The 25908-nt window shown below is 70.2% G+C and carries 19 protein-coding genes and 3 tRNA genes; 10 read left to right on the forward strand and 12 right to left on the reverse strand.

From position 1 onward, the window contains the following. Positions 1 to 72 precede the first annotated feature (72 nt). Positions 73 to 819, reverse strand: a complete 747-nt coding sequence (locus AC3ZJJ_RS12180; RefSeq protein WP_489892083.1) for a phosphoglyceromutase — start codon at positions 817 to 819, stop codon at positions 73 to 75. A gap of 106 nt (positions 820 to 925) precedes the next feature. On the opposite strand from AC3ZJJ_RS12180, the gene AC3ZJJ_RS12185 reads away from it, so the two are divergent. Continuing rightward, positions 926 to 1768 carry a class I SAM-dependent methyltransferase gene (locus AC3ZJJ_RS12185; RefSeq protein ID WP_489892084.1) on the forward strand — a complete coding sequence of 281 codons (843 nt, stop codon included), beginning with the start codon at positions 926 to 928 and terminating at the stop codon, positions 1766 to 1768. Here the strand turns inward: AC3ZJJ_RS12185 and AC3ZJJ_RS12190 are convergent. Beyond that, the gene (locus AC3ZJJ_RS12190; protein ID WP_489892085.1) at positions 1765 to 2070 is read right to left on the reverse strand and encodes a DUF2516 family protein; all 306 of its coding nucleotides are present in this window, start codon (positions 2068 to 2070) and stop codon (positions 1765 to 1767) included. The genes AC3ZJJ_RS12185 and AC3ZJJ_RS12190 overlap by 4 nt on opposite strands. 96 nt (positions 2071 to 2166) lie before the next feature. Continuing rightward, positions 2167 to 3327 carry a trans-sulfuration enzyme family protein gene (locus tag AC3ZJJ_RS12195; protein ID WP_489892086.1) on the reverse strand — a complete coding sequence of 387 codons (1161 nt, stop codon included), beginning with the start codon at positions 3325 to 3327 and terminating at the stop codon, positions 2167 to 2169. A gap of 81 nt (positions 3328 to 3408) precedes the next feature. Here AC3ZJJ_RS12195 and tmk point away from each other — a divergent pair, with 81 nt between their 5' ends. From tmk to AC3ZJJ_RS12215, 4 genes are all read left to right on the forward strand, one after another. Beyond that, the gene (tmk, locus tag AC3ZJJ_RS12200) at positions 3409 to 4053 is read left to right on the forward strand and encodes a dTMP kinase (protein WP_489892087.1); all 645 of its coding nucleotides are present in this window, start codon (positions 3409 to 3411) and stop codon (positions 4051 to 4053) included. Beyond that, the gene (locus AC3ZJJ_RS12205) at positions 4050 to 5198 is read left to right on the forward strand and encodes a DNA polymerase III subunit delta' (protein WP_489892088.1); all 1149 of its coding nucleotides are present in this window, start codon (positions 4050 to 4052) and stop codon (positions 5196 to 5198) included. The genes tmk and AC3ZJJ_RS12205 overlap by 4 nt, the downstream gene beginning before the upstream one ends. A gap of 77 nt (positions 5199 to 5275) precedes the next feature. Beyond that, on the forward strand, positions 5276 to 6829 hold the full coding sequence (locus AC3ZJJ_RS12210) for an alpha/beta hydrolase (RefSeq protein WP_489892089.1): 1554 nt from the start codon (positions 5276 to 5278) through the stop codon (positions 6827 to 6829). Between the two features lie 82 nt (positions 6830 to 6911). Beyond that, positions 6912 to 6987: transfer RNA gene (locus AC3ZJJ_RS12215), tRNA-Thr, on the forward strand. Positions 6988 to 7063: 76 nt separating this feature from the next. On the opposite strand, the gene AC3ZJJ_RS12220 is transcribed toward AC3ZJJ_RS12215, so the two are convergent. The 6 genes from AC3ZJJ_RS12220 to AC3ZJJ_RS12245 all read right to left on the reverse strand — a co-directional run bounded on the left by AC3ZJJ_RS12220 (position 7064) and on the right by AC3ZJJ_RS12245 (position 12573). Beyond that, the gene (locus tag AC3ZJJ_RS12220) at positions 7064 to 7909 is read right to left on the reverse strand and encodes an aldo/keto reductase (RefSeq protein ID WP_489892090.1); all 846 of its coding nucleotides are present in this window, start codon (positions 7907 to 7909) and stop codon (positions 7064 to 7066) included. A gap of 92 nt (positions 7910 to 8001) precedes the next feature. After that, positions 8002 to 8487, reverse strand: a complete 486-nt coding sequence (locus AC3ZJJ_RS12225; protein ID WP_489892091.1) for a hypothetical protein — start codon at positions 8485 to 8487, stop codon at positions 8002 to 8004. Positions 8488 to 8489: 2 nt separating this feature from the next. Further along, positions 8490 to 8672, reverse strand: coding sequence for a hypothetical protein (locus tag AC3ZJJ_RS12230; protein ID WP_489892092.1), 183 nt, complete (start codon positions 8670 to 8672; stop codon positions 8490 to 8492). 317 nt (positions 8673 to 8989) lie between these two features. Beyond that, entirely contained in the window at positions 8990 to 9238 is a 249-nt protein-coding gene (locus AC3ZJJ_RS12235) for a YbdD/YjiX family protein (RefSeq protein ID WP_489892093.1), read from the reverse strand. A gap of 2 nt (positions 9239 to 9240) precedes the next feature. Continuing rightward, positions 9241 to 11487 (reverse strand): carbon starvation CstA family protein, encoded by a 2247-nt coding sequence (locus AC3ZJJ_RS12240; RefSeq protein ID WP_489892094.1) that lies wholly within the window; start codon positions 11485 to 11487, stop codon positions 9241 to 9243. A 108-nt stretch (positions 11488 to 11595) separates the two neighbouring features. Continuing rightward, on the reverse strand, positions 11596 to 12573 hold the full coding sequence (locus AC3ZJJ_RS12245; RefSeq protein ID WP_489895827.1) for an NAD(P)H-quinone oxidoreductase: 978 nt from the start codon (positions 12571 to 12573) through the stop codon (positions 11596 to 11598). 146 nt (positions 12574 to 12719) lie between these two features. Here AC3ZJJ_RS12245 and AC3ZJJ_RS12250 point away from each other — a divergent pair. The 3 genes from AC3ZJJ_RS12250 to AC3ZJJ_RS12260 all read left to right on the forward strand — a co-directional run bounded on the left by AC3ZJJ_RS12250 (position 12720) and on the right by AC3ZJJ_RS12260 (position 17959). Beyond that, positions 12720 to 12807 (forward strand) — tRNA-Ser (locus AC3ZJJ_RS12250). 448 nt (positions 12808 to 13255) lie between these two features. Further along, positions 13256 to 15385, forward strand: a complete 2130-nt coding sequence (locus tag AC3ZJJ_RS12255) for a bifunctional metallophosphatase/5'-nucleotidase (protein WP_489892095.1) — start codon at positions 13256 to 13258, stop codon at positions 15383 to 15385. A gap of 48 nt (positions 15386 to 15433) precedes the next feature. Continuing rightward, a complete protein-coding gene (locus AC3ZJJ_RS12260) occupies positions 15434 to 17959 on the forward strand; it encodes an ExeM/NucH family extracellular endonuclease (RefSeq protein WP_489892096.1) in 2526 nt (841 codons plus the stop codon). 85 nt (positions 17960 to 18044) lie between these two features. Here the strand turns inward: AC3ZJJ_RS12260 and AC3ZJJ_RS12265 are convergent, their stop codons facing one another. Beyond that, positions 18045 to 20033 carry an FAD/NAD(P)-binding protein gene (locus AC3ZJJ_RS12265; RefSeq protein ID WP_489892097.1) on the reverse strand — a complete coding sequence of 663 codons (1989 nt, stop codon included), beginning with the start codon at positions 20031 to 20033 and terminating at the stop codon, positions 18045 to 18047. A 115-nt stretch (positions 20034 to 20148) separates the two neighbouring features. Here AC3ZJJ_RS12265 and AC3ZJJ_RS12270 point away from each other — a divergent pair, with 115 nt between their 5' ends. Continuing rightward, complete coding sequence (locus AC3ZJJ_RS12270) at positions 20149 to 22272, forward strand: prolyl oligopeptidase family serine peptidase (RefSeq protein ID WP_489892098.1); 2124 nt, start codon at positions 20149 to 20151, stop codon at positions 22270 to 22272. Positions 22273 to 22342: 70 nt separating this feature from the next. Next, positions 22343 to 22431: transfer RNA gene (locus AC3ZJJ_RS12275), tRNA-Ser, on the forward strand. 62 nt (positions 22432 to 22493) lie between these two features. On the opposite strand, the gene AC3ZJJ_RS12280 is transcribed toward AC3ZJJ_RS12275, so the two are convergent. After that, positions 22494 to 23636, reverse strand: a complete 1143-nt coding sequence (locus AC3ZJJ_RS12280; protein WP_489892099.1) for a hypothetical protein — start codon at positions 23634 to 23636, stop codon at positions 22494 to 22496. 79 nt (positions 23637 to 23715) lie between these two features. Next, positions 23716 to 25848 carry a RecQ family ATP-dependent DNA helicase gene (locus AC3ZJJ_RS12285; protein WP_489892100.1) on the reverse strand — a complete coding sequence of 711 codons (2133 nt, stop codon included), beginning with the start codon at positions 25846 to 25848 and terminating at the stop codon, positions 23716 to 23718. Positions 25849 to 25908: the final 60 nt, after the last annotated feature.

The following is a 25908-nucleotide window of genomic DNA, read 5'->3' on the forward strand; positions in this document are numbered from 1 at the left end:
CGGAAGGGCGCCCCTCCACCCGCGGAGTTCTGCGGGTGGAGGGGCGCCCTTTTGCTGTGGGAACGATCCGGGCTAGTGCCGGCCCTGGTTGGCGACGGCCCTGATGGACTCCTCGGCGGCGGCCGGGTCCAGGTATCGGCCGCCGGGAACCACTGGCGCGAAGTTCTCGTCCAACTCGTAGTGCAGGGGGATCCCCGTGGGGATGTTCAGGCCGGCGATGTCCTCGTCGCTGATCCCGTCCAGGTGCTTCACCAGGGCCCGCAGGGAGTTGCCGTGGGCCACAACCAGGACGGTCTTGCCCGCGGCGAGGTCCGGCTTGATGGACTCCTCCCAATACGGCATCAGGCGCTCCAGCACGTCCTTGAGGCATTCGGTGCGCGGAGCCTCGTCGCCCAGTTCCGCGTAGCGCGGGTCATTGGACTGCGAAAATTCCGAATCGTCGTCCAGGGGCGGCGGCGGCGTGTCATAGGAGCGCCTCCACTGCATAAACTGCTCCTCGCCGTATTCGGCGAGAGTCTGCGCCTTGTCCTTCCCCTGGAGCGCGCCGTAGTGGCGCTCGTTCAGGCGCCAGTCGCGGCGGACCGGGATCCACGTGCGGTCGGCTGCCTCGAGGGCCAGGTTGGCCGTGATGATGGCGCGCTTGAGGACGGACGTGTGCAGGACGTCCGGGAGAAGCCCCTCGGCCGCGATCAACTCTCCGCCGCGGACCGCTTCGGTGCGGCCCAGTTCGGTGAGCGTGACGTCGTACCAGCCGGTGAACAGGTTCTTCTGGTTCCACTCACTCTGGCCGTGGCGGAGCAGGATCAGGTTGTAGGTCATGTCACCATCCTAACTTTGGCGTGTGCCATGTTGCCCAGCGTGACGTGCGCCGCCTGGGCCGGGCGAATGGGCCGGACGGCGCCGCCGCGCCGACTACGATGGTGCGGTGGTTCAGAAGGCGCGGCGACTCGGAGGGCGGACGCACGTCGGGCGTCCCCTCGGCAATGTGACGCGCGGAACCACCAACCCCAACCGCATGCGACGCGTCGACCGCTGGATCACCGGCACGCAGGCCTGGCGCCTGCGCCGCACTGGCCCCTCCCCCGTCGCCGTCGATCTCGGCTACGGCGCCTCCGGCGGCACCGCCGTCGAGCTGTTCGAGCGGCTCCGCTCCGTCAGGCCGGACGCGCGTCTGGTGGGACTGGAGATCGAGCCGGCGCGCGTTTCCGGCGCCCAGGGCCTGGTCCGCGACGGCCTGGACTTCCGCCGAGGGGGGTTCGAGGTTCCGGTGGCCCCGGATCCCGTGCTCATCCGGGCCTTCAACGTGCTGCGCCAGTACAACGAGGAGGACGTGCCGGCGATCTGGGCGTCCCTTGCCGGACGCCTCGGCGAACACGGCCTGGTGGTTGAGGGCACCTGCGACGAGATCGGACGGAGGGCCGCATGGGTGGGGATCGAACCCGACGGGCCCCGCACTCTCAGCGTGTCGCTGCGCTTCGGCGGGTTCGCGCTGCCCTCGGATGTCGCGGACCGGCTGCCGAAGGCCCTGATACACCGCAACGTTCCAGGCGAGCCCATCCATGAATATCTCCGCGCCGCCGACGCCGCCTGGCTCGCGGCGGCGCCGCTCGCGTCGTACGGGAACCGCCAGCGCTGGATCGCCATGTGCGCGGCGCTGAAGGCGGACGGGTGGCCCGTGGCCGACGGACGCTCGCGGTGGAGGCTCGGCGAGCTCACGGTGGACTGGTCCTGCGTCGCCCCGCGCGGGGGCGCGCTGGCCCTGCCCTAGTAGTTGTAGTAGCCGGTGCCCTTGCCGGAGACGTTCGGCCGCACGTCGGCGAGGTAGACGCCGGCGATGCAGGCCGCGATGAGCTGCAGGAAGCCTCCGCCGCCGCCGATGAAGCTGAAGAGGCACACCACCGCGGATCCGCCGGCCATGGCCATCCAGAAACCCTTGGTGCGCTTGCCCTCGCGGAGATAGTTGTTCGCCGGGTGGCGCAGGCTGTCGACAAACGCCCAGAGCGCCATAACGAGCGCAACAATGCTCAGCGCCTGGAACAGGTAGTACTCGAATAAGATCGCGATAGCCACAGGCGCCAGTCTACTCAGCCGCGGGCCCCACGGCACGGAGGCCGGTGCGGAGTGGCGGGTTCGCTTCACGGACGCTCGTCCGGGAAGATCCGCGGGTCAGATTGAGGCGTCCAGAGCCTGGCCCAAGTCCTTCCAGAGGTCCTCGACGTTCTCGATGCCTACGCTGAGGCGGATCAGGTTCGCCGGAACGGACTCGGGCTCCGAGGGGTGGCGGCGCCGGCGCTCCGCGAGGGACTCGACCCCGCCCAGGCTCGTTGCGGGCGTCCACAGCCGAAGGGCCTCCAACACGCGGTGCGCCGCGTCCTCTCCACCGGCCACGCACAGCGCCACAATGGATCCGAATCCGTCCATCTGCTCGGCGGCCAGGGCATGGCCCGGGTCCGTGGGCAGGCCGGGGTAGCGAACGGACTCCACGGCGGGATGCGCCGCGAGCCGGTGCGCGAGGTCCATGGCCGATGCCTGCGAGCGTTCTATGCGCAGCGCCATGGTGCGCAGCCCGCGCAGCGTCAGCCACGCCTCGAAGGGGCCGGCGATGGCGCCGTGGAGGCTCCGGTGGTTGTGCAGCCTGGCGCGCAGGCCGGCGTCGGACGTCGCGACCGCGCCGAGGACGACGTCGGAGTGCCCGCCGATGTACTTGGTGGCCGAATGCACCACAACGTCGGCGCCGAGCTCCAGCGGACGCTGCAGCAGCGGCGTGGAGAAGGTGTTGTCCACCACTGACAAAGCGCCGGCCTCGCGGGCCGCCGCCGTGAGCGCGCGGAGGTCCGCGACCTCGAGCATGGGGTTGGTGGGGCTTTCGAGCCACAGCATGTCCGCACCCTCGAGCAGTTCGATGGTCGCCCGGGTGTCCGGCACGTCGGCGAGGCGGATCTGGATCCCGCTGCGCGCGGTGAGGTCCTGCACCAGGGAAAGGCTGCCGTTGTAGCTGTGCCGGGGCACCACCAGTACGCCGCCGGCGGGGACCAGGGACATGGCGGAGGCCACGGCCGCCATGCCGGAGGCGTAGACGAGCGCCGGAAGCGCGGCGCGTTCGAGCTGCGCCAGGGCCTCTTCCAGAGGATCCCACGTGGGATTGGAGAAGCGGCCGTAGACGCGTTCGCCCTCGCCCGGGGTGCCCGCGCCGAAGAACGTCGAGGAAAGCACGATGGGCGGGTTGACGGGCTGGTCCGCGGCCCGCGGCGGACGGCCGGCCGCCACGACGACGGTGTCCGGTGCCATGTCTTCGGGGTGCTGGGACCCTGGGGCGTTCTGCTGCATCCCTTGAGCGTAAACCGCCGCCCGTCCCCAACCGAAGCCGCGACAACGTGTTACCGGTCAGGTTCCGGATAGGCTGGAGCAGTGAACGAGCAGCCAAGCACTAGCCACGCCAGGGGGCTGTTCATCGTCTTCGAGGGCGGGGACGGCGCCGGGAAGTCCACCCAGGCCGGGCTGCTTGCCGAGCGCATGTCCGCCGCGGGGCGCACCGTCCTACGCACGCGGGAGCCCGGCGGAACACCCATCGGCGAGAAGCTCCGGTCCCTCATCCTGGACCACGGCCACGGGACCGTGGACGCGCGCACCGAGGCGCTGATGTTCGCGGCCTCGCGCGCCGCTCACGTGGAACAGGTGCTTCGGCCCGCTCTGGCGGAGGGTGCCGTGGTGGTCTGCGACCGCTACATCGACTCCTCCGTGGCCTATCAGGGGGTCGGCCGGAGCCTGGGCACGGCCGACGTGCTGCAGATCAACCGCTGGGCCACGGCCGGGCTGCTGCCTGACCTCACGGTGCTGCTGGACGTGCACCCCCGGGCCGGCCGCCTGCGCCGGACGTCGGGCGAGGCCGCCGAGGACCGGCTCGAGTCGGAACCGGACGACTTCCATGCCCGCATCCGCGGAGCGTTCCTTGAACTCGCGGAGGCGGCCCCGTCGCGCTATTTGGTGCTCGACGCGGCCGACCCGATCGATGCCCTGGCCACCGCCATCGCGGCCCGCGTGGAGGACCTGTGAGCGTGTGGGACGACCTGCCGGGGCAGGAGGCCGCAGTGGAGTCGCTCCGCCGCGCCGCTGCGGACGGCAGCCCCACGCACGCCTGGCTCTTCACCGGCCCCCCGGGGTCCGGGCGCTCCAACGCGGCCCGCGCCTTCGCGGCCGCGCTCCAATGCGAGTCCCCCGATCCCGAGCTGCGCGGATGCGGCGAATGCCACGGCTGCCGCACCGCGATGGCCGGCACCAACCCCGACGTCTCGCTCGTCGCCACGGAGAACGTCACCTACGCGATCGCGGACGTGCGCGAGTTGATCGGCAAGGCCCAGGACCGGCCCGCCGGCGGCAAGTGGCGCGTGATCATCATGGAGGACGCGGACCGCATGACGGAGAGGACCACGAACGTGCTCCTCAAGTCCATCGAGGAGCCGCCCCCGCACACCCTCTGGATCCTGTGCGCGCCGAGCCCCGCCGACGTTCTGGTCACCATCCGTTCCCGCTGCCGTCCGATCGGCCTCCGGGTGCCCACTCGGGAGGCCGTAGCGGAACTCCTCGTCCGCCGCGACGGGCTGACCGCCGAGCAGGCCGCTTTCGCGGCGCGCGTGTCCCAAAGCCACATCGGGATCGCGCGCAGGCTGGCCCGCGACGAGGGAGCCAGGCTCCGGCGGGACCGCACGGTGCGCCTGCCCCTGGGGCTGCGCGGCGTCTCCGACGCCGTGATTGCGGCTGGTGAACTAGTCGAGTTGTCCACCACCGAGGCCTCGGCTTCGGCCGAGGAACGAGGCTCCGCTGACGCCAGGGCTCTCCGCGAGGCGCTGGGCCTCGAACCCGACGCGCCGGTCCCGCCCCAGCTCCGCGGCCAGTTCAAGCAACTGGAGGAGCTGAACAAGCGCCGGGCAAGGCGCGGCGTCAACGACTCGCTCGACCGGTCGCTGATAGACCTGACCACGTTTTTCCGGGATGTCCTGACGATTCAATTGCGCACCGGCTCCGAACTGGTCAACGACTACCTCTCCGCCGAGCTGGCAGCCTACGCCGGCCGGTCCACACCCGAACAGACCGTGACGAAGATCGACTTCATCGCCGAGGCGCGCCAGCGGATCGCCGCGAACGTCCAGCCGCTGCTGGCCATGGAGGCCATGATGGCCGGGCTTTTGCCGTCCACCTAGACCGGACGGCCGACGGCCCCCGGCCCGGAACGGCCCGTCCCGCACCAGCACCGCACGAGCACTAGGAGCACCGCCCGATGATCCACCACCGCCCCGCACTGCGCGCCGCAGCGGCCGCCGCCTCCCTCCTGCTCCTGACGGCCTGCGTCGGCGGCGGACAGTCCGCCGAGGATCCCACCGGCGCCGGCGGTCCGGCCTCGCCCGCGGCGTCCGGCGGCGCGGAGGAACAGCCCCCGATTCCGGAGGGCCTGGAACGTTTCTACAGCCAGGAGTTGGACTGGACCGCGTGCGAGGACACCTTCGACTGCGCCGAGGTGGAGGTCCCGCTCGACTACGCGCGCCCCGACGCGGAGACCATCCGCCTCGCGCTCATCCGCAAGCGCGGCACCGAGCCGCGGGGCACGCTGCTGGTCAACCCCGGAGGGCCCGGTGCCTCAGGTGTGGACATGGTCCGCACCGGCGCGTCCGCCATGTTCTCAGCGGACCTTCGCTCCGGCTACGACGTGGTGGGGTTCGATCCACGCGGCGTGAGCCGGTCCGCGCCCGTGACATGCCAGACCGACGCCGAGCGCGACGCCGACCGCCAGGCCGAGTGGGACACCTCCTCCGACGAGGGGCTGGAGGCGGCGGAAGACGCCTCGGCCGAGTACGCCGCCGCCTGCGAGGAGCAGACGGGCGTTTCTCTGGCCTTCGTGGACACCGTGAGCTCGGCCCGCGATCTGGACGTTCTGCGCGCCGTCAACGGGGACGCGCGGCTGAACTACCTGGGCTACTCCTACGGGACCAAGCTGGGCGCCACGTACGCCGACCTGTTCCCCTCGAACGTGGGCCGCATGGTGCTGGACGGCGCCCTGGATCCCTCGCTCGAGAACGAGGAGGTCACCCTGGCCCAGGCCGCGGCGTTCGAGTCGGAAATCGACGCCTACCTGGAGGATTGCCTGCGCACGGAAGGTTGCCCGTTCGACGGCGGCGTGGACGGCGCCAAGTCGCAGCTGCAGCAGCTGTTCACGGATATCGAAGCCAACCCCCTGACGGCGGCCGATGGGCGGCTGGTGCCGATCGGCGACTTCGTCGCCGGCTTCATTGTCCCGCTGTACGAAAACGCCGCCTGGCCAACGCTGACCGATGCGCTCGCCGCGGCAATGCAGGGCGACCCGACGCCGATGCAGGCGCTGGCGGACCTCGGGGCCGGACGCAACCCGGACGGCACCTACACGGGCAACGCGGCGGACGCCTACACGGCGATCAACTGCCTGGACTACAACATGGCGACCGACCTGGAGACCCAGGAGGCCAACGCCGTCGAGCTGGAGGAGGCATCGCCGACCCTGGGCGGGTACCTGGCCTTCGGCGGGACCACCTGCAAGGACTGGCCCTATCCGCCGACCGGCGACCCCGAGCCGGTCTCCGCGCCGGACGCCGCGCCCATCGTAGTCGTGGGGACCACCGGCGATCCGGCGACGCCGTACGAGTGGGCCGTGTCGCTGAACAAGCAGCTGGCGTCCTCCGTGCTGGTGACGTTCGAGGGGCACGGGCACACCGCGTACGGACGGAGCAACGAGTGCATCGGCGACGCCGTCGACGCCTACCTTCTCGAGGGAACGGTGCCCACGGACGGACTCACCTGCTGAAAACCCGGCAACCGGGGGGCCGTTTTGACCGCGCACGAACTGCTCCTATAAAGTAGGTGCTTGCGGGCAACAGGCCGCGGTTGCCTCCTTAGCTCAGTTGGTAGAGCGTTTCACTCGTAATGAAAAGGTCGCCAGTTCGATTCTGGCAGGAGGCTCCAAGGAGCAAAACAAGAAGGGCCGACCGCGAAAGCGGTCGGCCCTTCTTGCGTCCGGGGGGTGCCCCGGTTCGGACGCCTAGGCGAAGTCGCTGACGGCCGGGTCCGCTCCGATGCGGCCGGAGTCGCCCTTGTCCAGCGCGTTGATCGCCTCGATGTCGTCGCCATCCAGGGCGATTCCCACGGACTGCCAGTTCTCGACGATCCGGGACGGGGTCACCGACTTCGGGATTACCACGTTTCCCAGGGCCAGGTGCCAGGCAATAACGACCTGGGCGGGGGTGGCTCCGTGCTTTTCAGCGATCTTGGCCAGCGCGGGCTCCTCCAGGAGTTCCGATCCTTGGCCAAGCGGGGACCAGGACTGGTGCAGGATGCCGCGCTCCTTGGCATATTCGCGGAGCTCGGCCTGCGGGAAGTAGGGGTGGGTTTCGACCTGGTGGATCGCCGGCACAACGCCGGTCGCCTCCTCCAGCTCCCTCAGCGCCTCAACGGTGAAGTTGCAGACGCCGATCGAGCGGACGCGGCCGGAGTTCTTGAGTTCGATCAGCGCCTTCCAGGTCTCCACGTGCTTGCCCTGCTTCGGCTGGAGCCAGTGGATCAGGTACAGGTCCAGCGTCTCGAGACCAAGGCGCTCCATGGACGCGTCGAACGCCGCCAGAGTCTCCTCGTACCCCTGGTCCGCGTTCCAGACCTTCGTGGTGACGAAGAGGTCCTTCGGGTCCAGGTCCGACGCCGCGATGGCGCGGCCGACGCCGGACTCGTTGCCGTAGATGCGCGCGGTGTCGATGTGGCGGTACCCCGCCTCGAAGGCCTGACGCACCACGTCCTCGGCGATGTCGTCCTCTACCTTCCACACGCCGTAGCCCAGCTGGGGAATGGTGTTGCCGTCGTTGAACGTCAGAATGGGTGATTCGAATGTGTTCATGCCTCCCATCCTGCCACCGGTTGGCCTTTGGCAACCACTCCCCGGCGCCCAATCAGCCACCGGCGAAACCGCCCGGAAGCGGTGCCGGGCCGTCAGGAGGGAGACGGCCCGCCACGATGCGCGGTCTCGGCGGCCGCGAGGTCCTGCTCCGCGGCCTCAATGCCGGCGACCACCACGTCCGCCCGACGCGCAACGTTCTCCACGCCCGCGGAGGCGACACCCCACCGCTCGCCGTCGAGACGCGCGATGGCCGCGGACTGGGCCGCCGTCGCCAGGTCGTTGGCGGCCTTGGACAGCGACCGGTGAACGGCGTGGACCGCGTGCGGGATGTCGTTGGCGTTGCTCGGGCTCAGGACCTGGGCTCGCATGCAGATCTCCCGGACGCGCGGCTGGAGGTCGGCAAGGTGGTTGGCGACCATGACCAGCGCGTTGTAGAGGTCGTCGTCGTCGATGCCCTCGAGCACCTGGTGGAACCGGTCCAGCCCACGCCCGTAGCGGTCGTGGGCCCTGCGCCACACTCCGGTGCCCAGTTCCTTGTCCTCGCGGCGGGCGCCGCGGCCTGCGCCGAAGATCGCCACGCCTACAGACACTGCCCGGGTCCGGCGTCGCCTTGGCGCAGCGCCCCACCCTCCGGCGGCCCCTCGCGCAACGGCGCGTCCGTGTCCTTGAGAACGACGCCGGACCTCTCGGGCACGCCCGCAAGAGGGCCGCGGGCCGTCCCGTCCGGCGGGAACGGGCCGGGCTGAGGTTGCTGATCGGTCATAAGGCCATCTTGCCACGCCTGCGCACACCGAGCCGCGGGACGAAACCCGGCGACACACGGGGCGACGGCCCGGGCCTCCGGCCCGTCCTGCCCACCTTTGGAGCGGGTGCTCGCGCGGATTCGGCGGCCGGACGGGGCCGGGAGCCGGCAGACCCGGTCAGGAGCGGCCAAAGCCGCTCACGACGGCACGCGCGGGCGCGGACCGAGGCGGCAGCGGACGGAGGCGGGCGCGGACGGAGGCGGGCGCGGACACACGCCAAACCGCACGACGGCGGCCGCGCACCATGGGTGCGCGGCCGCCGTCGGTTGCGGGGGCGCTAGCAGCAGCGTCCCTGGGGATTCCTGTCCTCGTCGTCCATCTTGTCCCGCCAGAACTGCCGCTCGGTCAGGGGCTCATGGCCGGAATGGGTGGCGGCGTGGTGCTCCAGGTAGCGGCGGTACGCGTCGGCCCCCAGCATTCCCTCCAGGTACCACACCACGGCGCGGCCGCTCCTCGCGAGCGCGGCACCCACCGCCGCCAGCCCGGTGGGGCCGGCGGCGGGGAGGCCGCGCGCGTGCTCGGACACGGCTAGTGGCCGCCCTTGGCCGGGCGCCGGTCGGCCGGAAGGCCACGCCACTGCGCATCGAGTTCCTTCTCGGCCGGGCTGCTGATGATGCCCGCGGGCGCGTAGATCTTGGACTCGACCCTCGGGTCTTCCGCCTCGCTCCGGCGGCCGTTCGGGAAGGAACGGATCGTTGCCATGACCGCCGTGATGATCACGATGACGGCAAGCGTCACGAAGATGATCGACAGCGTGCCCTGGACGGTTGTGTTGCGCACAACCGCCTCCATGGCCTCGACCGTCTTGGCCGTGCCGAAGGATTCCTTGCCCTCCGCCAGGGCCTGCCGGAACGCCGCGTTCTGGGCCCAGTAGCCCACGGCGGGCACGGGCGAGAAGATCTTGAACAGCGACGCGGTCACGGTCACCACGGTGGCGAACGCCAGCGGAACGGCCACGACCCAGAGGTACTTGAAGTTGCCGCCCTTGGCCACGATGGCCATGACCACGGCCAGCGCGATGGCGGCCAGCAGCTGGTTCGCAATGCCGAACAGCGGGAAGAACGTGTTGATCCCGCCCAACGGGTCGGTCACGCCGAGGATCAGGATGTACCCCCACGCGGCCACCATGATGGCCGTGCAGATCCACGCGCCGGTCCTCCACGAGGTGTCCTTGAACTTCGGGATGAAGTTGCCGATGGTGTCCTGCAGCATAAAGCGGGCCACACGGGTTCCCGCGTCGACCGCGGTGAGGATGAACAGCGCCTCGAACATGATGGCGAAGTGGTACCAGAAGCTCATCATGCCCGCCCCGCCGAACCACTGGCCCAGGATGTGGGCGATGCCCACGGCAAGGGTCGGGGCTCCGCCGGTGCGCGAGACGATGCTTTCCTCGCCGACGTCGGAGGCCAGCTGCGTCAGCATGTCCGGGGTCAGGTTCACACCCGCCAGCCCGAGACTGTTGACGAACGCCACGGCGCCCTCGACGGTGCCGCCGGTGGCGGCCGCCGACGAGTTCATGGCGAAGTAGATGCCGCGGTCGATCGAGATGGCCGCGACCAGCGCCATGATCGCGACGAAGGATTCCATCAGCATGCCGCCGTAGCCCAGGAAGCGGGTCTGCTTTTCCTTCTCGACAAGCTTGGGCGTGGTGCCGGACGCGATGAGCGCGTGGAACCCGGACAGCGCGCCACAGGCGATGGTGACAAAGAGGAACGGGAACAGCGATCCCGCCACCACGGGGCCGTTGTCGCGGCTGGCGAACTCGGAGAATGCGGGCACGGAGATCTCCGGGCGCACCACGATGATCGCCACGGCCAGCAGTAGGATCACGCCGATCTTCATAAAGGTCGAGAGGTAGTCGCGCGGCGCCAGGAGGAGCCACACGGGCAGGATCGCGGCCACAAAACCGTAGACGATGATCGACCAGGCGATCACGGGGCGGTCCAGCGTGAACAGGGCCGCGCCCAGCTCGGACTCGGCGACCCAGCGGCCGGAGATGATCGCGAACATCAGCAGCACAAAGCCGATGATGGACACCTCAAGCACCTTGCCTGGGCGGATGAAGCGCAGGTAGACGCCCATGAACAGTGCGATCGGGATGGTCAGCGCGACGGAGTAGACGCCCCAGGGGGATTCGCCGAGCGCGTTGACGACGACGAGCGCCAGGATCGCGACGATGATGACCATGATGGCCAGGGTCGCGATGAGCGCCGCGGTTCCGCCGATCAGACCGAGCTCCTCGCGGGCCATCTGACCCAGCGAGCGGCCTCCGCGCCGCATGGAGAAGAAGAGCACAAGGTAGTCCTGGACGGCACCGGCAAGGACAACGCCGACAACGATCCAGATGGTCCCGGGAAGGTAGCCCATTTGCGCGGCGAGCACCGGGCCGACGAGCGGGCCGGCACCGGCGATGGCGGCAAAGTGGTGGCCGAAGAGCACACGCCGGTCGGTCGGCATGAAGTCCTTGCCGTTGGCGTTGTATTCGGCCGGAGTGGCGCGCGAGTCGTCGGGCCGGGCGATCTTGCGCTCGATGAACTTCGAGTAGAAGCGGTAGGCGATCAGGTACGTGCTCACCGCGGCGAAGACGAACCAAATCGCGTTGATCGTCTCGCCGCGGGAGATGGCCAGGACCGACCAGGCGACGCCGCCCAGGACGGCGATGGCCGCCCAGAGGGCGATCTTCGCCGGGGTCCACCGGCGTTCCTCGGCCTCGGCAACGGCGGGGTCCACCGCGTTGGGGGGCAACTCCCGTTTGGAAGTGGGTGATGTGCTCATGGAGTGTCCTTATTTTCTCAAGGTCGAAGGTTCCTGCCGGGTGGCGGTCCGTGCCTCACGGACGCCTTCCACCCTTGTGAATCACGTTACCCCGAGCCGTGCCTGTCATCACACGGTGAGCAGGATCTTCCCGGTGTGGCGCCCGGAGTCGAAGAAGTCGTGGGCCGCGGCCACCTCCGACAGCGGGTACGTGGCCTCCACCACGGAGCGCACGCGGCCGGATTCCACCAGCGGCCACACGTGCTCCCGTAGCTGCGCCACGATTTCGGCCTTCTCGGCCGTCGGCCTGGCCCGCAGCGTGGTTCCGGAGACGCTCGCCCTGCGCGACAGCAGCAGGCCGAGGTCGAGTTCGGCCTTGGCGCCGCCCTGAAGGCCGATAATCACCAGGTGACCGCCAGTGGCAAGCGCCCCGACGTTGCGGGCCAGATACTTGGCTCCGACCACGTCGAGGATTGCGTCGGCCCCATGGCCCCCGGAAAGGTCGAGCATACGTTCGACGAAGTCCTCCCGGTGGTAGTCGATGCCCGCCTCCGCGCCAAAACCGGCGCAGAACGCAAGCTTCTCCGCGTTGCCCGCCGTCACCACCGCGTGGGCCCCGCGCGCAGCGACGAGTTGAGTCGCCATGGTTCCGATCCCGCCCGCTCCCCCGTGGACCAGCACCCAGTCGCCCCGCCGGACCCCGGCGAGCATAAAGAGGTTGGACCACACGGTGGCTGCGACCTCGGGCAGCCCCGCCGCCTCCACCAGGCCGACGCCGGCGGGCACCGGGAGCACCTGCCCCTCGGGCACGGCCACATACTCCGCGTAGCCTCCACCGCTGAGCAGCGCGCAGACCTCGGCGCCGTCGTTGTGCTTCGTTGCCCCCTCGCCGCGCCCGACGACGGTCCCCGACACCTCCAGTCCAGGGATGTCGGACGCCCCCGGCGGAGGCGGGTAGACGCCGCGTCGCTGTTGGACGTCGGCCCGGTTCAGCCCCGCCGCGGCCACCCGGACAAGCACCTCGCCCGGACCGGGTGCCGGGCGCGGCCGCCGCACCACCACCGCCACCTCAGGTCCGCCCGCCTCCACGTACTCGACCGCACGCATCGATTCGCCCACGCCGTCCTCCATCCCTTGCCGTTGCGCGGCCCGCGGCCGCCTTGGGCTCAAGCCTATGCACCGGATGCGCAAGGGCCGGGCAGAGCCGCCCGCTTTCCGTCTGTCACGGCGTCTGCCGTATAGTGCTGGGGACTGGAAGGTTGTCCGAGCGGCCTATGGAGCTGGTCTTGAAAACCAGTGTGCGGCGACCCCGCACCAAGGGTTCAAATCCCTTACCTTCCGCTCCCGGCCCGCCCAAGTGGGCCATCCATGAAACGACGGCGGTGCCCCGCCAGGCGAATTGCCGCCGGGGTGCCGCCGTCGTTGCGTTCCCGGGTTTCCGCGGGCCACCGCCTCCCGAGCCTTTCCACGCCCCTTCCGAAATCCGCCGGCGGACACGCCCTTCGGCCGGGTGTGACGTCGGCGCCTGGGTCTTCCCGGGCGACGACGCCTTGTGTAGGCTCCTTGTTACTCCACTTGACAATCATGGTTGCGTCGAAAACTCCCATGTCACTCCAGAAATGGAACGGGGCGGGTTCCGTCCACCCGCAGGTCGTCCCGCGTTCACGCGCCAATGGTTTTCTTGGGGAGGTCGCCGCGCGCCGTCGCCCCTTCGAGGCGCCGCCCATCAACGGGTGCGGTCGCGGCGGCCCACCACATCGGAAGCATTGTGTATCCAAGGAGTCATGCGATGAGTGCCAGGATCTACAAGACACTGTTCGGGGGCGCCCTATCGATCGGACTGGTCGCGGCACCCTTCGGCGCGCTGCCGGCGGGCGCCGCGCCATCGAACGGGGTGCCGAGCGCGGTCGTCGCTCCCGCTGCCGCCGGTCCGGAGGACGACATCGCGGTTTCGATCGCCAGCTTCAACGACTTCCACGGCGAGATCTCCTCCGGCTATCCGGCGACCCTGTTCGCCGGCGCCGTCGAGGAGTGGCGCGCCGACCGCGGAGTGGCATCCACACTCCTGACCAGCGCCGGGGACAGCATCGGGGGCAGCAAGTTCGCGTCCATGATCCAGCAGGACGAACCGACGCTCGAGATCCTCAACGCGATGGGAGTCGATGTCTCGACCGCCGGCAACCACGAGTTCGACAAGGGCTGGGCGGACCTCGGCGGACGGGTCTCCGACCTTGCCGATTTCCCCTACCTGGCGGCCAACGTGCTGGACGCCTCGGGCAGCCCGGTCCTGCCGGCCGCGCAGACCTTCGACGTCAACGGCGTCAAGGTCGCCGTCGTCGGGGCCATCACCGGCGATCTGCCCACGCTGGTCTCCCCCGGCGGAATCGCCGGGCTGACCATCACGGACCCCGTCGCCGCCGTGAACGAGGCCGTCGCCGGGCTGCCGACGGACGTCGACGTCGTCGTCGCGAGCTACCACGAGGGCGGCCAGACCGCCGGCACACCCGCCGAGCCGACCGATCAGCCGGACACCAATCTCGCCGACGCACTGGCGGCCAGCGGCATCTTCAAGCGGATCGTCACGGAGACAAGCCCCGACGTCGACGCGATCTTCAACGGGCACAGCCACTTCGAGTACAACTTCGAGGCGCCGAACGGCGGCGGCCTCCGCCCCGTGATGCAGGCCGGCTCCTCCGCCTCACACCTGGCCGTGGCCGACTTCCTGGTGGACCCCGACACGCGCGATGTGACGTTCGTGTCCAGCGAGGCGCTCCCCGTGGACGATTCGGCCGACCCCGCAGCCCTGGCTGCCGCCTTCCCCGTGGTGGCCGAGGTCAAGGCCCTGGAGGAACGCGCGGTCGCCGAGGCGGCCGTGCTGGGCGCCGAGAAGGTCGGAGAGATCACGGAGTCCATCACCACGGACTACGCACCGGACAAGGTCGGCAGCGCCGGCGGCGACCGGGGCAAGGAGTCCTCCCTGAACAACCTGCTCGCCGAATCGTTGCGCAGCGAGCTCGAGTCCATCGCCGGCGAGGAGGTCCAGATCGGTGTCATGAACGCCGGCGGCGTCCGCGACGAACTGTTCTTCACCAAGACCGGCCGGAGCGCCACCACCGACGACAAGACAGCGGCCGGCACCGAGGGCGACGTCTCCTTCCAGGAGCTCGCGAACATTTTCCCCTTCGGCAACACCCTTGCCAGCGTCGACCTTACCGGCGCGCAGGTGTGGCGGCTCCTCGAGCAGCAGTGGCGCCTCGCCAACGGCGTCGAGACCAAGCTCGCCCTCGGCCTGACGGAGAATCTGACCTACACGTTCGACACGTCCCGCGCCATCGGCGACCGCGTCACGGGGGTCCAATTCGCCGGCCAACCGATCGACTTGGGCGCGACCTACTCCGTCGCGACCCTCAGCTTCCTGGCGCAGGGCGGGGACGGCTTCAGCGCGTTCGTCGACGGCTCCAAGAAGGTCGACACCGGCTTCTCCGACCTCGAGGCGCTCGTCAACTACGTCGAGGCCTCTTCGCCGCTCAACGCCGACTTCGCACGCCGCGGGGTGGAGATCGTCGGCGCCCCCGCGCGCGTCGAGGCCGGAAAGACCTACTCGTTCGAGGTGCGGGCCATCGACCTCGGGTCCGACGGCGCACCCACGACCACCGAGGTGTACCTGGACTACGCCCGCACCGCCAAGAACCAGCGCACGTGGGAGACCTTTCCGGTGGTGGACGGCGGCGCGACCGTCGAGTTCACCGCGCCGCGCCAGCTGCGCGGCGGAACGCTGTACGTGGGCAGCGAGGCGAGCGGCACCGAGGCCACGGTGCCCTCGGAGCTCGCCAACACCAAGCCCGGCAAGGGCAAGCCGGCCAAGGGCAAGCCAAGCAAGCCCGGCAAGGCAGTAGCCCAGACGGCCAGCGGGCGCTAGCCCTCCCCCAGCACGTGCCACCAGGCCCATCCCATCGAAAGGGACATCTTGTCTAAGCATCCCCAACGCGCCGCGTTGGCCATCACCGCCACGGCGGCACTGGTCTGCGGACTCGGCTCCGCCCCGGCGTTCGCCGCCCCGGACGGCACCGGCGTCGTCATCAACGAGGCATACCTCAGCGGAGGCAGCGCGAACGCCGCCTACAAGAACAAGTTCATCGAACTGCACAACCCGACGCCGGAGCCGGTCAGCATCGACGGATGGAGCCTGCAGTACCGCGCGGCCAAAGGGACGTCCGCGACGGACTCCTCCGTGGCGCTCAGCGGCACCATCCCCGCGAACGGCACGTTCCTGGTCGCGGGCGGCTCGAACGGGGCAAACGGCGCCGAGCTTCCGACCGCCGACGTGCAGACGTCCTTCAACCCCGGCGGAACGTCGGGCACCATCGTCCTGGCCAACACCGGGGCGAAGCTGAGCCTGCCGGTCGGTTCCGTGCCGGGCAACGCGGCCGTGGTCGACCTGCTGGGCTATGGGACTTCCAACACCTTCGAGGGCGCCGCGGCCGTCTCGCCGTCGGGCAATTCGGACCCGCAGTCCTTCAACCGGGTGGACGCGCTGGACACCGACAACAACCGGAACGACTTCGTGCTGGACTCCACCGTGACACCGACCGGCAGCGGCGGAACGGAGCCGGAGCCGGAGCCGGAGCCCGAGCCGACGCCCGTGCCAAAGACCATCGCCGAGATCCAGGGGGAAGGCGACAGCACACCCTTGGCCGGCCAGGCGGTGCGCACAACGGGCGTTGTGACCGCGGCCTTCCCCAGCGGCGGCTTCAACGGCTTCTACCTGCAGACCCCGGGCACCGGTGGGGACGAGGTCTCCGCCGCGTCCCACGGCATCTTCGTATACTCGGCCGCAACCGTGGGCCAGGTGCGGGTGGGCGACCACGTCGAGGTCACCGGCACCGCCGGGGAGTACTTCGGGCTGACGCAGCTGAACGTTGCGGCCGGCGGCACCACCGTGCTCGGCGAGCCGGCGGAGGCCGTCAAGCCGGTCACGGCCGCCTGGCCCGAGACCGACGCCGGGCGCGAGCGTTTCGAGGGCATGCTCTGGGATCCGCAGGGATCTTGGACCGTCGCGGACAATTACTCCCTGAACTCCTTCGGGGAGATTGCGCTGGCCTTCGGCGAGAGCGACATCGTCGACGGCGAGAAGGCCTTCCGCCAGCCAACTGACGCCGAGCCGGCGGGATCGGCGGAGGCCGCGGCGATCGCTCTGGAGAACGCCGCGCGCCGCGTGGTGTTGGACGACGGCTCTTCCGTGAACTACGCCGGGTCCGACGCCAACAAGGACATCCCGCTCCCGTACGCCACTGCGGAGGCCCCGGTCCGCGTGGGCGCGGCCGCCGACTTTGTCGGCGGCGTGGTGTTGGACTACCGCTTCGAGGAGTGGAAATTCCAGCCGCTGGCACAGCTGACCGGCGCCAACCCCGAGGATCAGCCGGCGGCGTTCCAGGACACCCGGACGGATGCGCCGGAGGATGTCGGCGGGAACGTCAAGCTGGCCTCCTTCAACGTCCTGAACTACTTCACGACCACCGGAGACACTCTGGCGGGCTGCACGTACTACACCGACCGCGACGGCCAGCCCGTGACCGTCCGCGGCGGGTGCGACGCCCGCGGCGCGGCGGACGCGAAGAACCTCGAGCGCCAGGAAGCCAAGATCGTGGCCGCCATCGATGGACTCGGCGCCGACGTCGTGTCGCTCGAGGAGATCGAGAACTCGGCCGCGTTCGGGAAGGACCGCGACGAGGCACTGTCCACGCTCACGGCCGCTCTGAACGAGGACGCGCCGGGCACCTGGGGCTACGTGCGCAGCCCCGACGCACTCCCCGCCGACGAAGACGTCATTCGCACGGCGTTCATCTACCGCAAGTCGGCGGTCCGGCCGATCGACGAGTCCGTGATCCTCGACGATCCGGCGTTCGCCAATGCGCGTCAGCCGCTGGCCCAGACGTTTATGAGGGTGGGCGGGAACAACGCCACGAAGTTCGTCGCCATTGTGAACCACTTCAAGTCCAAGGGCTCGGGCCCGGGCGACGGTTCGGCCAACGACGACTCCGGAGACGGCCAGGGCGCCTGGAACGCGGCGCGTGTGGCGCAGGCCGAGGCGCTCGTGGGGTTCGCCGAGGAGATGCAGGCCCGCGGCAACACCCGGAAGGTGCTCCTCACCGGAGACTTCAACTCCTACGGGGCCGAGGACCCGATGCGTGTGCTCTACGAGGCGGGCTATGTGAACCAGGGAGCGAAGACCGGGAAGCACTCCTACCTCTTCGCCGGCCAGGTTGGTTCGCTGGACCACATCCTGGCCTCCCCGGAGGCGGACGCGGTCGTGACGGGCCGGGACATCTGGAACATCAACGCCGTGGAGTCGATCGCGCTGGAGTACAGCCGGTTCAACTACAACATCACCGACCTGTACGAGGCATCGCCCTACCGGGCCTCCGACCACGACCCGGTGATCGTCGGCCTCCAGCTGGACAAGAAGAACCAGTCCGGGGGCAGAGGCCGGTAGCGGCGGGGCTCACGCCGGGCGGCAAGACAACGGAAGAGGGCCGGTGCCCGGGAATCCCTGTTCCCCGGGCACCGGCCCATTGCGTTTAGCCCCCGGCGAGCCGCAGCAGCTCGGCGGCGACCGCGTCCGCGTCCCCCAGGGTCCGGGCGCCGTCCTGCCAACCGGCCCCGGCCTCCGCAGCGATCGCGGTCCCCCACTGCACAGAGGACAACTGCAGGCCCAGCACAAACACGGCCCGGTGCGGAACACCGTGCTCGTCGACCAGCCGGTAGGGCTGCCCCACGACGTCGAAACCGGAGCCCGGAACCTCCTCGCCCTCGCCGGTAAGCATGGGGCGCGGCCTTGCCAGTCCGTCCCGCTGGAGCTGCCGGAGCAGCGGCGAACGCGTCTGCGCGACCCTGTTGGCCGGCATCATCGCCTCAACCATGTACCGCGCAGTCGTCGGCTCCGCGGCCACCCACGGGGACGACGCCGAGAAGTGCCCCGCCTCGTCATCGAGCGAGAACACCGGGTCGGGCCCGATGAAGCGAACAACGCCGGCCCTGGCCAGCGCGGCCAACTCCTCGATGCGCTGGAACGGCGGACCGCTGGCCAGACCCTCCACCAGCGGCTCGAACCAGCGCTGGAGCTCCTCGAGGTGGCTGGCCTCGTCGACGAGTCCCTCCGCGACCATCCGCTTCACGACCATGCGGCCGAGGTTGAGCGCGGCGATCGCCATCTTCAGGGGGTCGTCCTCGCCGCGCGCCGAGGATTCGGCGTCCAGCTCCAAGTAATCGAGCACGGACGCCTGGTAGGCGGCGTCGTCCTGGAAACCCCTGTCCGCGAACGGGTGCGCCAGGGCGGGCACGTCGAACCAGCCGATGCCGGGCGCCGACTCCTCCACCAGCGCGCGGGCCAATGTCCTCCACACCTCTTGGCCGTGCTCTTGGGGGGCGTCCAGGATCGCGTCCAGGCGGACCAGAAATTCGCCCGCCCCGCCGAGGAAGGCCTCCGGCGAGACCCGCGCCCACGTCGCATAGAAGGTCCGCAGGACGTCGCGGTGCAGCAACGGCCACACGTGGGCGCCGAAGGCAACCTTTCCCGGCGGTTCGCCGGGGGCGCCCAGCGCGGCCAGAGCGTGCACCGCCTCGTAGCTCAGGTGCACCAGTTGGGCCGACGGCGCGATGAACGCGTCCACGCAGGCCTTCGCCCGGTACGGTGTGCCCCGCCGGGACGCGGCAACGATGATCGGCTCGCGGCCGCTGTTGCGGTAGGCCAACGCCCGGCCGGGCCCAAGCCCGGTCGGCGCGAACTCGCCGGAACGGCCCACGGTCAGCTGGGCCACGGCGTCGAAGAAGTTCAGGCCCAGCCCGCGGACCAGCACGGGTTCGCCGGGCGGGAAAACGCCCCACTCGACGTCGGCCGGAACATTTGGCTCCTGGTAGTGCAGCCCCACGGCGTCCGCCCTGCGTCCGGCCGCCTCCTGTCGCGGGTTGGGCCGCGACGGGACGTGCCCGACGGCGAGCACAACGGCCTCCGCCGCCAGGGTCGATTCGGCGCCGTCGGCGTCGCGGAGGCTCAGCGTGTAGCCGGCGTCGTGCCGTTGAAGCGATACCGCCTCGGAACGGACATGGCGGAAGGAGGCGACGTGCGGGTCCGCGGCCAGGCGGGCGGCGACGCTCTCGTAGACGTGCCGGAGGTAGCGCCCGTAGAGCGCGCGTGGCGGATAGGATCCCGGTCCCAGCCCCGAGAGCTCCCGGCGTTCGACGGGGCTGAGGCCGGCGCCGTCACCGCCCGCGGCCCGCCATTCCTCGAAGGTGAGGCCGGCGGAGCCCGAATCGCCGCGGGGCGGTGCCACGGTCGGGTAGAGGGCCGGCGTGTTCATCAGGAACAGTCGGGACTGCCCAGTGGCCCACACGTGGCCCGGCCCGGGCTCGAAGGGCTCGACGACGGAGATCTCCAGCTTCCGGCGCGGCTCCATCGTGGCTCCTGCCTCCGGGCCGGCGCCGGCGAGGTGGTCCAGCAACCGCTCCAGGGTCGACGTGCCGCGGGGACCGGCCCCGATCACGGCGATCCGGAATGTCTCGTGGACCACTGTGGCTCCTCTACCTTGATGCGTATCTTCTCCGCGGGCGGCGCGGACTCGGCGGACTCCAGCCTAGCGCGCCGGTTCCGCGGGCCCCGCGGAACCCGCGCCTAGACTGGGCAGCATGAGCATCCCGGCACCCCAGCAGACCGTCAGCGGCGACCAGGAGGACGGCTTCCTGTGGCTAGAGGAAGTCGACGGAACGCGCGCCTTGGACTGGGTCCGCGAACGCAACGCCGAAACGGAGGAGCTGCTGTTCGACGACCGGCACCGAAGCCTCGAGGCGTCCCTACTGGAGGTCCTGGACGCCGAGGACCGCATCCCAATGGCCAGCAAGCGCGGCCCGCACTACTACAACTTCTGGCGCGACGCGGCCCACCCGAAGGGACTCTGGCGGCGCACGTCGTGGGAGGGCTACGCCGCGGCGCCCACCCCGTGGGAGGTGCTGCTGGACGTCGACGCGCTCGCGGAGCGCGAGGGAACGGATTGGGTGTTCGCCGGCGTCCAGCTGCTGCGGCCGGAGGACGCCGGGGCATACGAGCGGGCGCTGGTGAGGCTGTCTCCGGACGGTGGCGACGCCGTCGAGGTCCGGGAGTTCGACCTCGTCACCATGGACTGGGTATCCGGCGGTTTCGCTTTCCCGGCAGCCAAGACCAACGTGTCCTGGGACGGCCGCGACGCCGTCTACGTCGGCACCGACTTCGGGGAGGGATCCCTGACGCTGTCCTCCTACGCCCGCACGGTGCGCCGCGTGGGGCGTGGACAGGACCCCGCGGACTCTCCCGAAGTGTTTGCCGTCGATGCGTCCCACGTCGGCGTCGGCGTGCGCCACGATCCGACCCCGGGCTACCGGCGCACGGTCGCCCAAGACATCATCGACTTCTACAACAGCCGCACGTTTGTGCTGGGGCAGTCCGGGTGGGTGCCCGTCGATGCGCCCACGGACGTCGGCATCCACTTCCACCGGCAGTGGATCGTATTCACACCGCGCACCGACTGGATCGACGACGGCGCACTCGTGATGCCGGCCGGCGCGCTGGGCGTGGCGGAGGCGGACTCGTTCCTGGCCGGAGACCGGACCCCGACCGTGGTGTGGGCCCCGGACGAAGCCTCCTCCCTGGAGTCGTACGACTTCACCCGCGACCACCTGCTGCTGAATACGCTCCGCGACGTCTCCTCGGAGGTACTCGTCGCGCACCCCGCCGAAGGTTGGCGCCTGGAACGCCTGGAGCTCGGGTCCGCACTCCACAGCTTCGGGATCTCCGCTGTGGACGACGAGGATCCGGACACCGCCAACGACTTTTGGCTGACCAGCACCGGCTTCCTGACCCCGACGACGCTCTCGCGGGGCACGCTGGCGCCCGCTGGAACACGGGCGGCGGCGCCCGAGACGATCAAGCGCGCGGCCGACCACTTCGATGCCGACCGGCACGTCGTCGAGCAGCACTTCGCCCGCAGCGACGACGGCACACTGGTCCCCTACTTCCAGGTCTCCCCGCGCGGGATGGCCCTGGACGGCCGGAATCCGGTGCTGATGAACGGGTATGGCGGCTTCCTCACCAGCCTGACGCCGGCCTACTCCGGTGCGGTGGGCCGGGCGTGGCTTGGGCGCACCAGCGCGGAGGGGCGCAATGGCGTCTACGTGGTGGCCAACATCCGGGGAGGCGGCGAGTACGGGCCGCGCTGGCACCAGGCGGCCCTGCGGGGCAACCGTCACCGCGCTTACGAGGACTTCGCGGCGATCGCGCGCGATCTGGTGGCCAGGGGCGTCACGGTCCCCCGGCGGCTGGCGGCGACCGGTCGGAGCAACGGCGGCCTGCTGATGGGCAACATGATCACTGGCTACCCCGAACTGTTCGGAGCCATCTCCTGCGGCGTCCCGCTACTGGACATGCGCAGGTACACCCGGCTGGCCGCGGGGCACTCTTGGATCGCCGAATACGGCGATCCGGACGTGGCCGAGGAGTGGGATTTCGTCCGCACCTTCTCCCCTTACCACCGGCTCGACGCGCCCCTTCCCGACGGGGTGGCCTATCCGCCGTCCCTGATCTGGACCGCCACCAGCGACGACCGCGTCGGCCCCGTGCAGGCCCGGAAAATGGCGGCGAAAATGCATGAGTTGGGCGCGCCCAACGTCTGGTACCACGAGGCTCTGGACGGCGGGCACGCGGGCGCGTCGGACAACCGGCAATCGGCGGCAATGCTCGCGCGGAGCTACGGGTTCCTCTGGCGCCAGGTCGCCGGATAGTCCCGACGGCGTGGCCGTTTTTGAATGGCGCCCCGGTGTTGGGTAGTCTTGGGGGGCTGGTTACCAGCATGGAGACGTGCCAGAGCGGCCGAATGGACTTCACTGCTAATGAAGGGTCGGGGTTAAACTCGACCGGGGGTTCAAATCCCCCCGTCTCCGCGGATCGACTCCCCCGGTTTTCCGGGGGAGTCGCTTTGTTTAAGGAGCGGGGGCCGGGCCGGCTAGTGTCCCTTGCCGAAAGCCGACAGGAGCTTCACCACAACCCCGAGCGGCAGTCCGGTGTGGCGGTGGACAATGGCCGCGGCCTCGTCGGTGCGCCCCGCCCCGACATGTTCGAGGAACAGTTGGCGGTCCTGCCCCGGAAGGTCGGACGCGCTGAAGCTCACGCGGCCGTCCGGCCCGTCCCCCTCGAAGCTGAAGTCGGAAACGTTTCTGGAGGCGGCGCTGGCCGGCCCCTCCACCGGCGCGGACTCCAACAACTGGCGGATCGAGTCCTCATCGAGTCCGGAGAACTTGGCCAGCAGCCCCGCCGCTCCGGCGAAGTCGTGGTCCCGGATCAGCGACTCGAACTGGTCATACTCGGCCGGAGGAAGTTCCTCCGTGCTGAATTCGCGTGTTTTCCCGTCCTGCTCGGCACTGATGCGGAAGGTCGAGGTTGTCCGGCTGGCGCTGCTGCCGAACTGCTCGGACCAGTCGTCGGGAATCATGAGGGCGTCGCCGGAGTCGAGTTCGGCGTCGGCGGGCCTCCGGCCCGAGGTGCTCGGCGGCGCGTCCGGCGCCATGCCGCCGCCCGGTGCGGACGGCTGTTCGCCGGGGGCGCCGGTCGCGGAGGGCCGGGTGTCCCGGAACTCGCCCCGCGATCCAGGCCCGCCCCGCCCGGCGCCGGCTGTCCCGGGCCCGGCCGACCCACCCTTTGCCGTCCCGCCCTCTTCCGTCCCGCTCTCGGCGTTTTCCGTCTTCTCGGGGTCGGTCTCAGCGGTCCAAACGTTGCCTGCCGCGGTCTCCGCAGCACCGCCCGTGCCCTTGGCGGCCGACTCCGTGCCGGCTCCGTCGAGGGTCTGCGCGGGCGCCTTATAGACCTGGGGGTGGGCCTCCAGGCTCCGAACGGCGATGATGCACTGCTTGATTCCCTGGCCAGTGGCCGCCCGATACTCCTGGACGGCGCCCATGAAGTCCGCCGTCGCGAGCTTGCGGTAGACGGCCCGGTGCGACTCCGCATCGAGTCTGCCGGAAGCCTCGGCGGCCGCCTGCGGCCCAACGGCACCGGCTACCTGCGCGGAGGTGCGCTTGCGCGTGCGGCTCAACCACCACCAGCCGATCCCGAGGATCAGCAACGGAACCAGCACCCACAACAGAGTCTCCATGACTTTGATTTTAGGGCCGGAAGCGTCCGGGCATAACCGCAGCGGGGTTTGGGAATGCGCGGCCCCCGGCCGCGTCCGGTCAGGCGCTGATCGCGAGCACGAACGGAAGCACCTCGTCGGCGCCGGCCTGCCGCAAGGCGCGGGCCGCCTCCGTCACGGTCCACTTGCTGTCCGCATAGTCGTCGATGAGCAACACCGGGCCGCTGGCGCCGGTCATCTGGGCGGCGAGATCCGCGGGCACGGACAGCTGGTCCCAGACGGCGGCCAGCCGGAAGGCGCTGTTGCCGCCCGATTCCCCCCGTGGCCCGCCATGCGGGTACTCCAGCTCCCCGGCGTAGGGCAATTGCCCGATCCGCGCGATTCCCTCCGCGAAGGAGCGCACGAGCAGCGGGCGAGTTCTGGACGGCATGCTGACCACGGCCACGGGGCGCTGCCGCCAACCCCACTGCGCGAGGACCTGGACGCAGGCCCGCAACATGGCGTCGTCGATCGGGCGGTCCTCCAGCCCTTCCCCGGAAGCGGAGAAGAGGGTGCGGAGCCGGCCTCCCCAACCCAGGTCGGTCAGCCGGGCGAGCGCCCGTCCGGACGAGGCCTGGTCCTCCGGCTTGATCTTGCCCTTGAGGGGAACGCCCAGCCGGTCCATGCCGCCCGGCCACATCAGCCGCGGTTCCAGCTCCACGCCGACGCGGCCGAGGGCCGCCTGCGCGCTGTCCTTCGCGTCGTCGCCGATCGAGTCGGCAAACCAGGGCCCCGCGCAGTTGTCGCAGCGACCGCACGGCGCCGCGTCCGGGTCGTCCAGCGCGTGCGCCAGGAACTCCATGCGGCAACCGGTCGCGTTCTCGTAGTCCAGCATCGAGTTCTGCTCGGCCACTCGCGCGGCAGCGACGCGGCTGTAGCGCTCGGCGTCGTAAAACCATTCTTCACGGGTCCGCGCCCAGCCCCCCTGGATGCGTTCGACGGCGCCGTCGACGGCGAGGACCTTGAGCAGCAGCTCCAGCGGCGTCCTCCGCAGGTTGACGCGCGCCTCCAGCGCCGGCACGGAGACCGCGCCGCCGGCCGCCTCAAGCTCGGCGAGGACCGCGTGGGCGCGCAGCTCGTCCGGCATGGACGCGGTGGCGAAGTACCGCCAGATCTCGCGGTCCTCGCTCCCCGGCAGCAGGAGGACGTCCGCGTTGTCGGTGCCTCGGCCCGCGCGGCCCACTTGCTGGTAGTAGGCGACCGGCGAGCTGGGCGCGCCCACATGGACCACAAAGCCGAGGTCCGGCTTGTCGAATCCCATGCCCAGAGCGCTCGTCGCGACGAGGGCCTTGACCTGGTTGTCCTTGAGCGCCTGCTCCGACCGGGCGCGTTCCTCCGAGTCCGTGCGGCCGGTGTAGGCGCGGACGTCGTGGCCGGCGTCGCGCAGCAGGCGTGTGATGTCCTCCGCGGCGGAGACCGTGAGGGTGTAGATGATGCCGCTGCCCGGGAGATCGCCCAGGTGCGTCAGGAGCCACGCCAACTGCGACCGGGGGCTGGGCAGGCGGAGGACCCCGAGCCGCAGGGACTTGCGCGCCAGCGGACCCCGGAGCGTGAAGACGTCGGCCCCGCCCACCGCCAGCTGGTCCTGGACGTCGTGGACCACGCGTTCGTTCGCGGTCGCCGTCGTGGCCAAAACGGGGACACTCGCCGGCAAGGAGGTAATGAGGTCCTTGATGCGGCGGTAGTCGGGACGGAAATCGTGGCCCCAGTCGGAAATGCAGTGGGCCTCGTCGATCACCAGCAGGCCCATGCGCCGTACGAGCTCCGGAAGCTGCTGTTCGCGGAACACGGGATTGTTGAGCCGCTCGGGCGACACCAACAACACATCCACCTCGTCGGCGTCGAGCTTGGCGGTGATCTGCCCCCAGTCCAGTGCGTTGGCGGAGTTGATCGCCTCAGCTCGCACCCCGGCGCGCGCCGCGGCGGCCACCTGGTCCCGCATCAGCGCAAGGAGGGGGCTGACGATCAGGGTCGGCCCCGCACCCCGGGCCCGCAGCAGAAGGCTCGCCACGAAGTACACTGCCGACTTGCCCCAGCCCGTGCGCTGGACAACGAGTGCCCGCCGGCCGCCGTCGACCAGCGCCTCGATGGCCTCGAACTGGCCGTCGTGGAACTGCGCGTCGTCCCGCCCCACCAGCCTGCGCAGAACCGTTGTAGCGCTGTCCCGCAATTCCACCGTCGCCGTATTAGCCATCCGTCCAGTATCCCAGCAACCACCGACAGCTTGCCTCCGGGCGGCGGATTGTGGAAAACG

Source organism: Arthrobacter sp. AOP29-A2-19 (assembly GCF_058138025.1).

What these genes read in the sequence shown, in the direction of transcription:
- AC3ZJJ_RS12180 (WP_489892083.1), bottom strand. Translation starts at nt 819, where the DNA reads ATGACCTACAACCTGATCCTGCTCCGCCACGGCCAGAGTGAGTGGAAC.
- AC3ZJJ_RS12195 (WP_489892086.1), bottom strand. Translation starts at nt 3,327, where the DNA reads ATGCAGCAGAACGCCCCAGGGTCCCAGCACCCCGAAGACATGGCACCG.
- AC3ZJJ_RS12210 (WP_489892089.1), top strand. Translation starts at nt 5,276, where the DNA reads ATGATCCACCACCGCCCCGCACTGCGCGCCGCAGCGGCCGCCGCCTCC.
- AC3ZJJ_RS12220 (WP_489892090.1), bottom strand. Translation starts at nt 7,909, where the DNA reads ATGAACACATTCGAATCACCCATTCTGACGTTCAACGACGGCAACACC.
- AC3ZJJ_RS12230 (WP_489892092.1), bottom strand. Translation starts at nt 8,672, where the DNA reads ATGACCGATCAGCAACCTCAGCCCGGCCCGTTCCCGCCGGACGGGACG.
- AC3ZJJ_RS12240 (WP_489892094.1), bottom strand. Translation starts at nt 11,487, where the DNA reads ATGAGCACATCACCCACTTCCAAACGGGAGTTGCCCCCCAACGCGGTG.
- AC3ZJJ_RS12245 (WP_489895827.1), bottom strand. Translation starts at nt 12,573, where the DNA reads ATGCGTGCGGTCGAGTACGTGGAGGCGGGCGGACCTGAGGTGGCGGTG.
- AC3ZJJ_RS12255 (WP_489892095.1), top strand. Translation starts at nt 13,256, where the DNA reads ATGAGTGCCAGGATCTACAAGACACTGTTCGGGGGCGCCCTATCGATC.
- AC3ZJJ_RS12270 (WP_489892098.1), top strand. Translation starts at nt 20,149, where the DNA reads ATGAGCATCCCGGCACCCCAGCAGACCGTCAGCGGCGACCAGGAGGAC.
- AC3ZJJ_RS12280 (WP_489892099.1), bottom strand. Translation starts at nt 23,636, where the DNA reads ATGGAGACTCTGTTGTGGGTGCTGGTTCCGTTGCTGATCCTCGGGATC.
- AC3ZJJ_RS12285 (WP_489892100.1), bottom strand. Translation starts at nt 25,848, where the DNA reads ATGGCTAATACGGCGACGGTGGAATTGCGGGACAGCGCTACAACGGTT.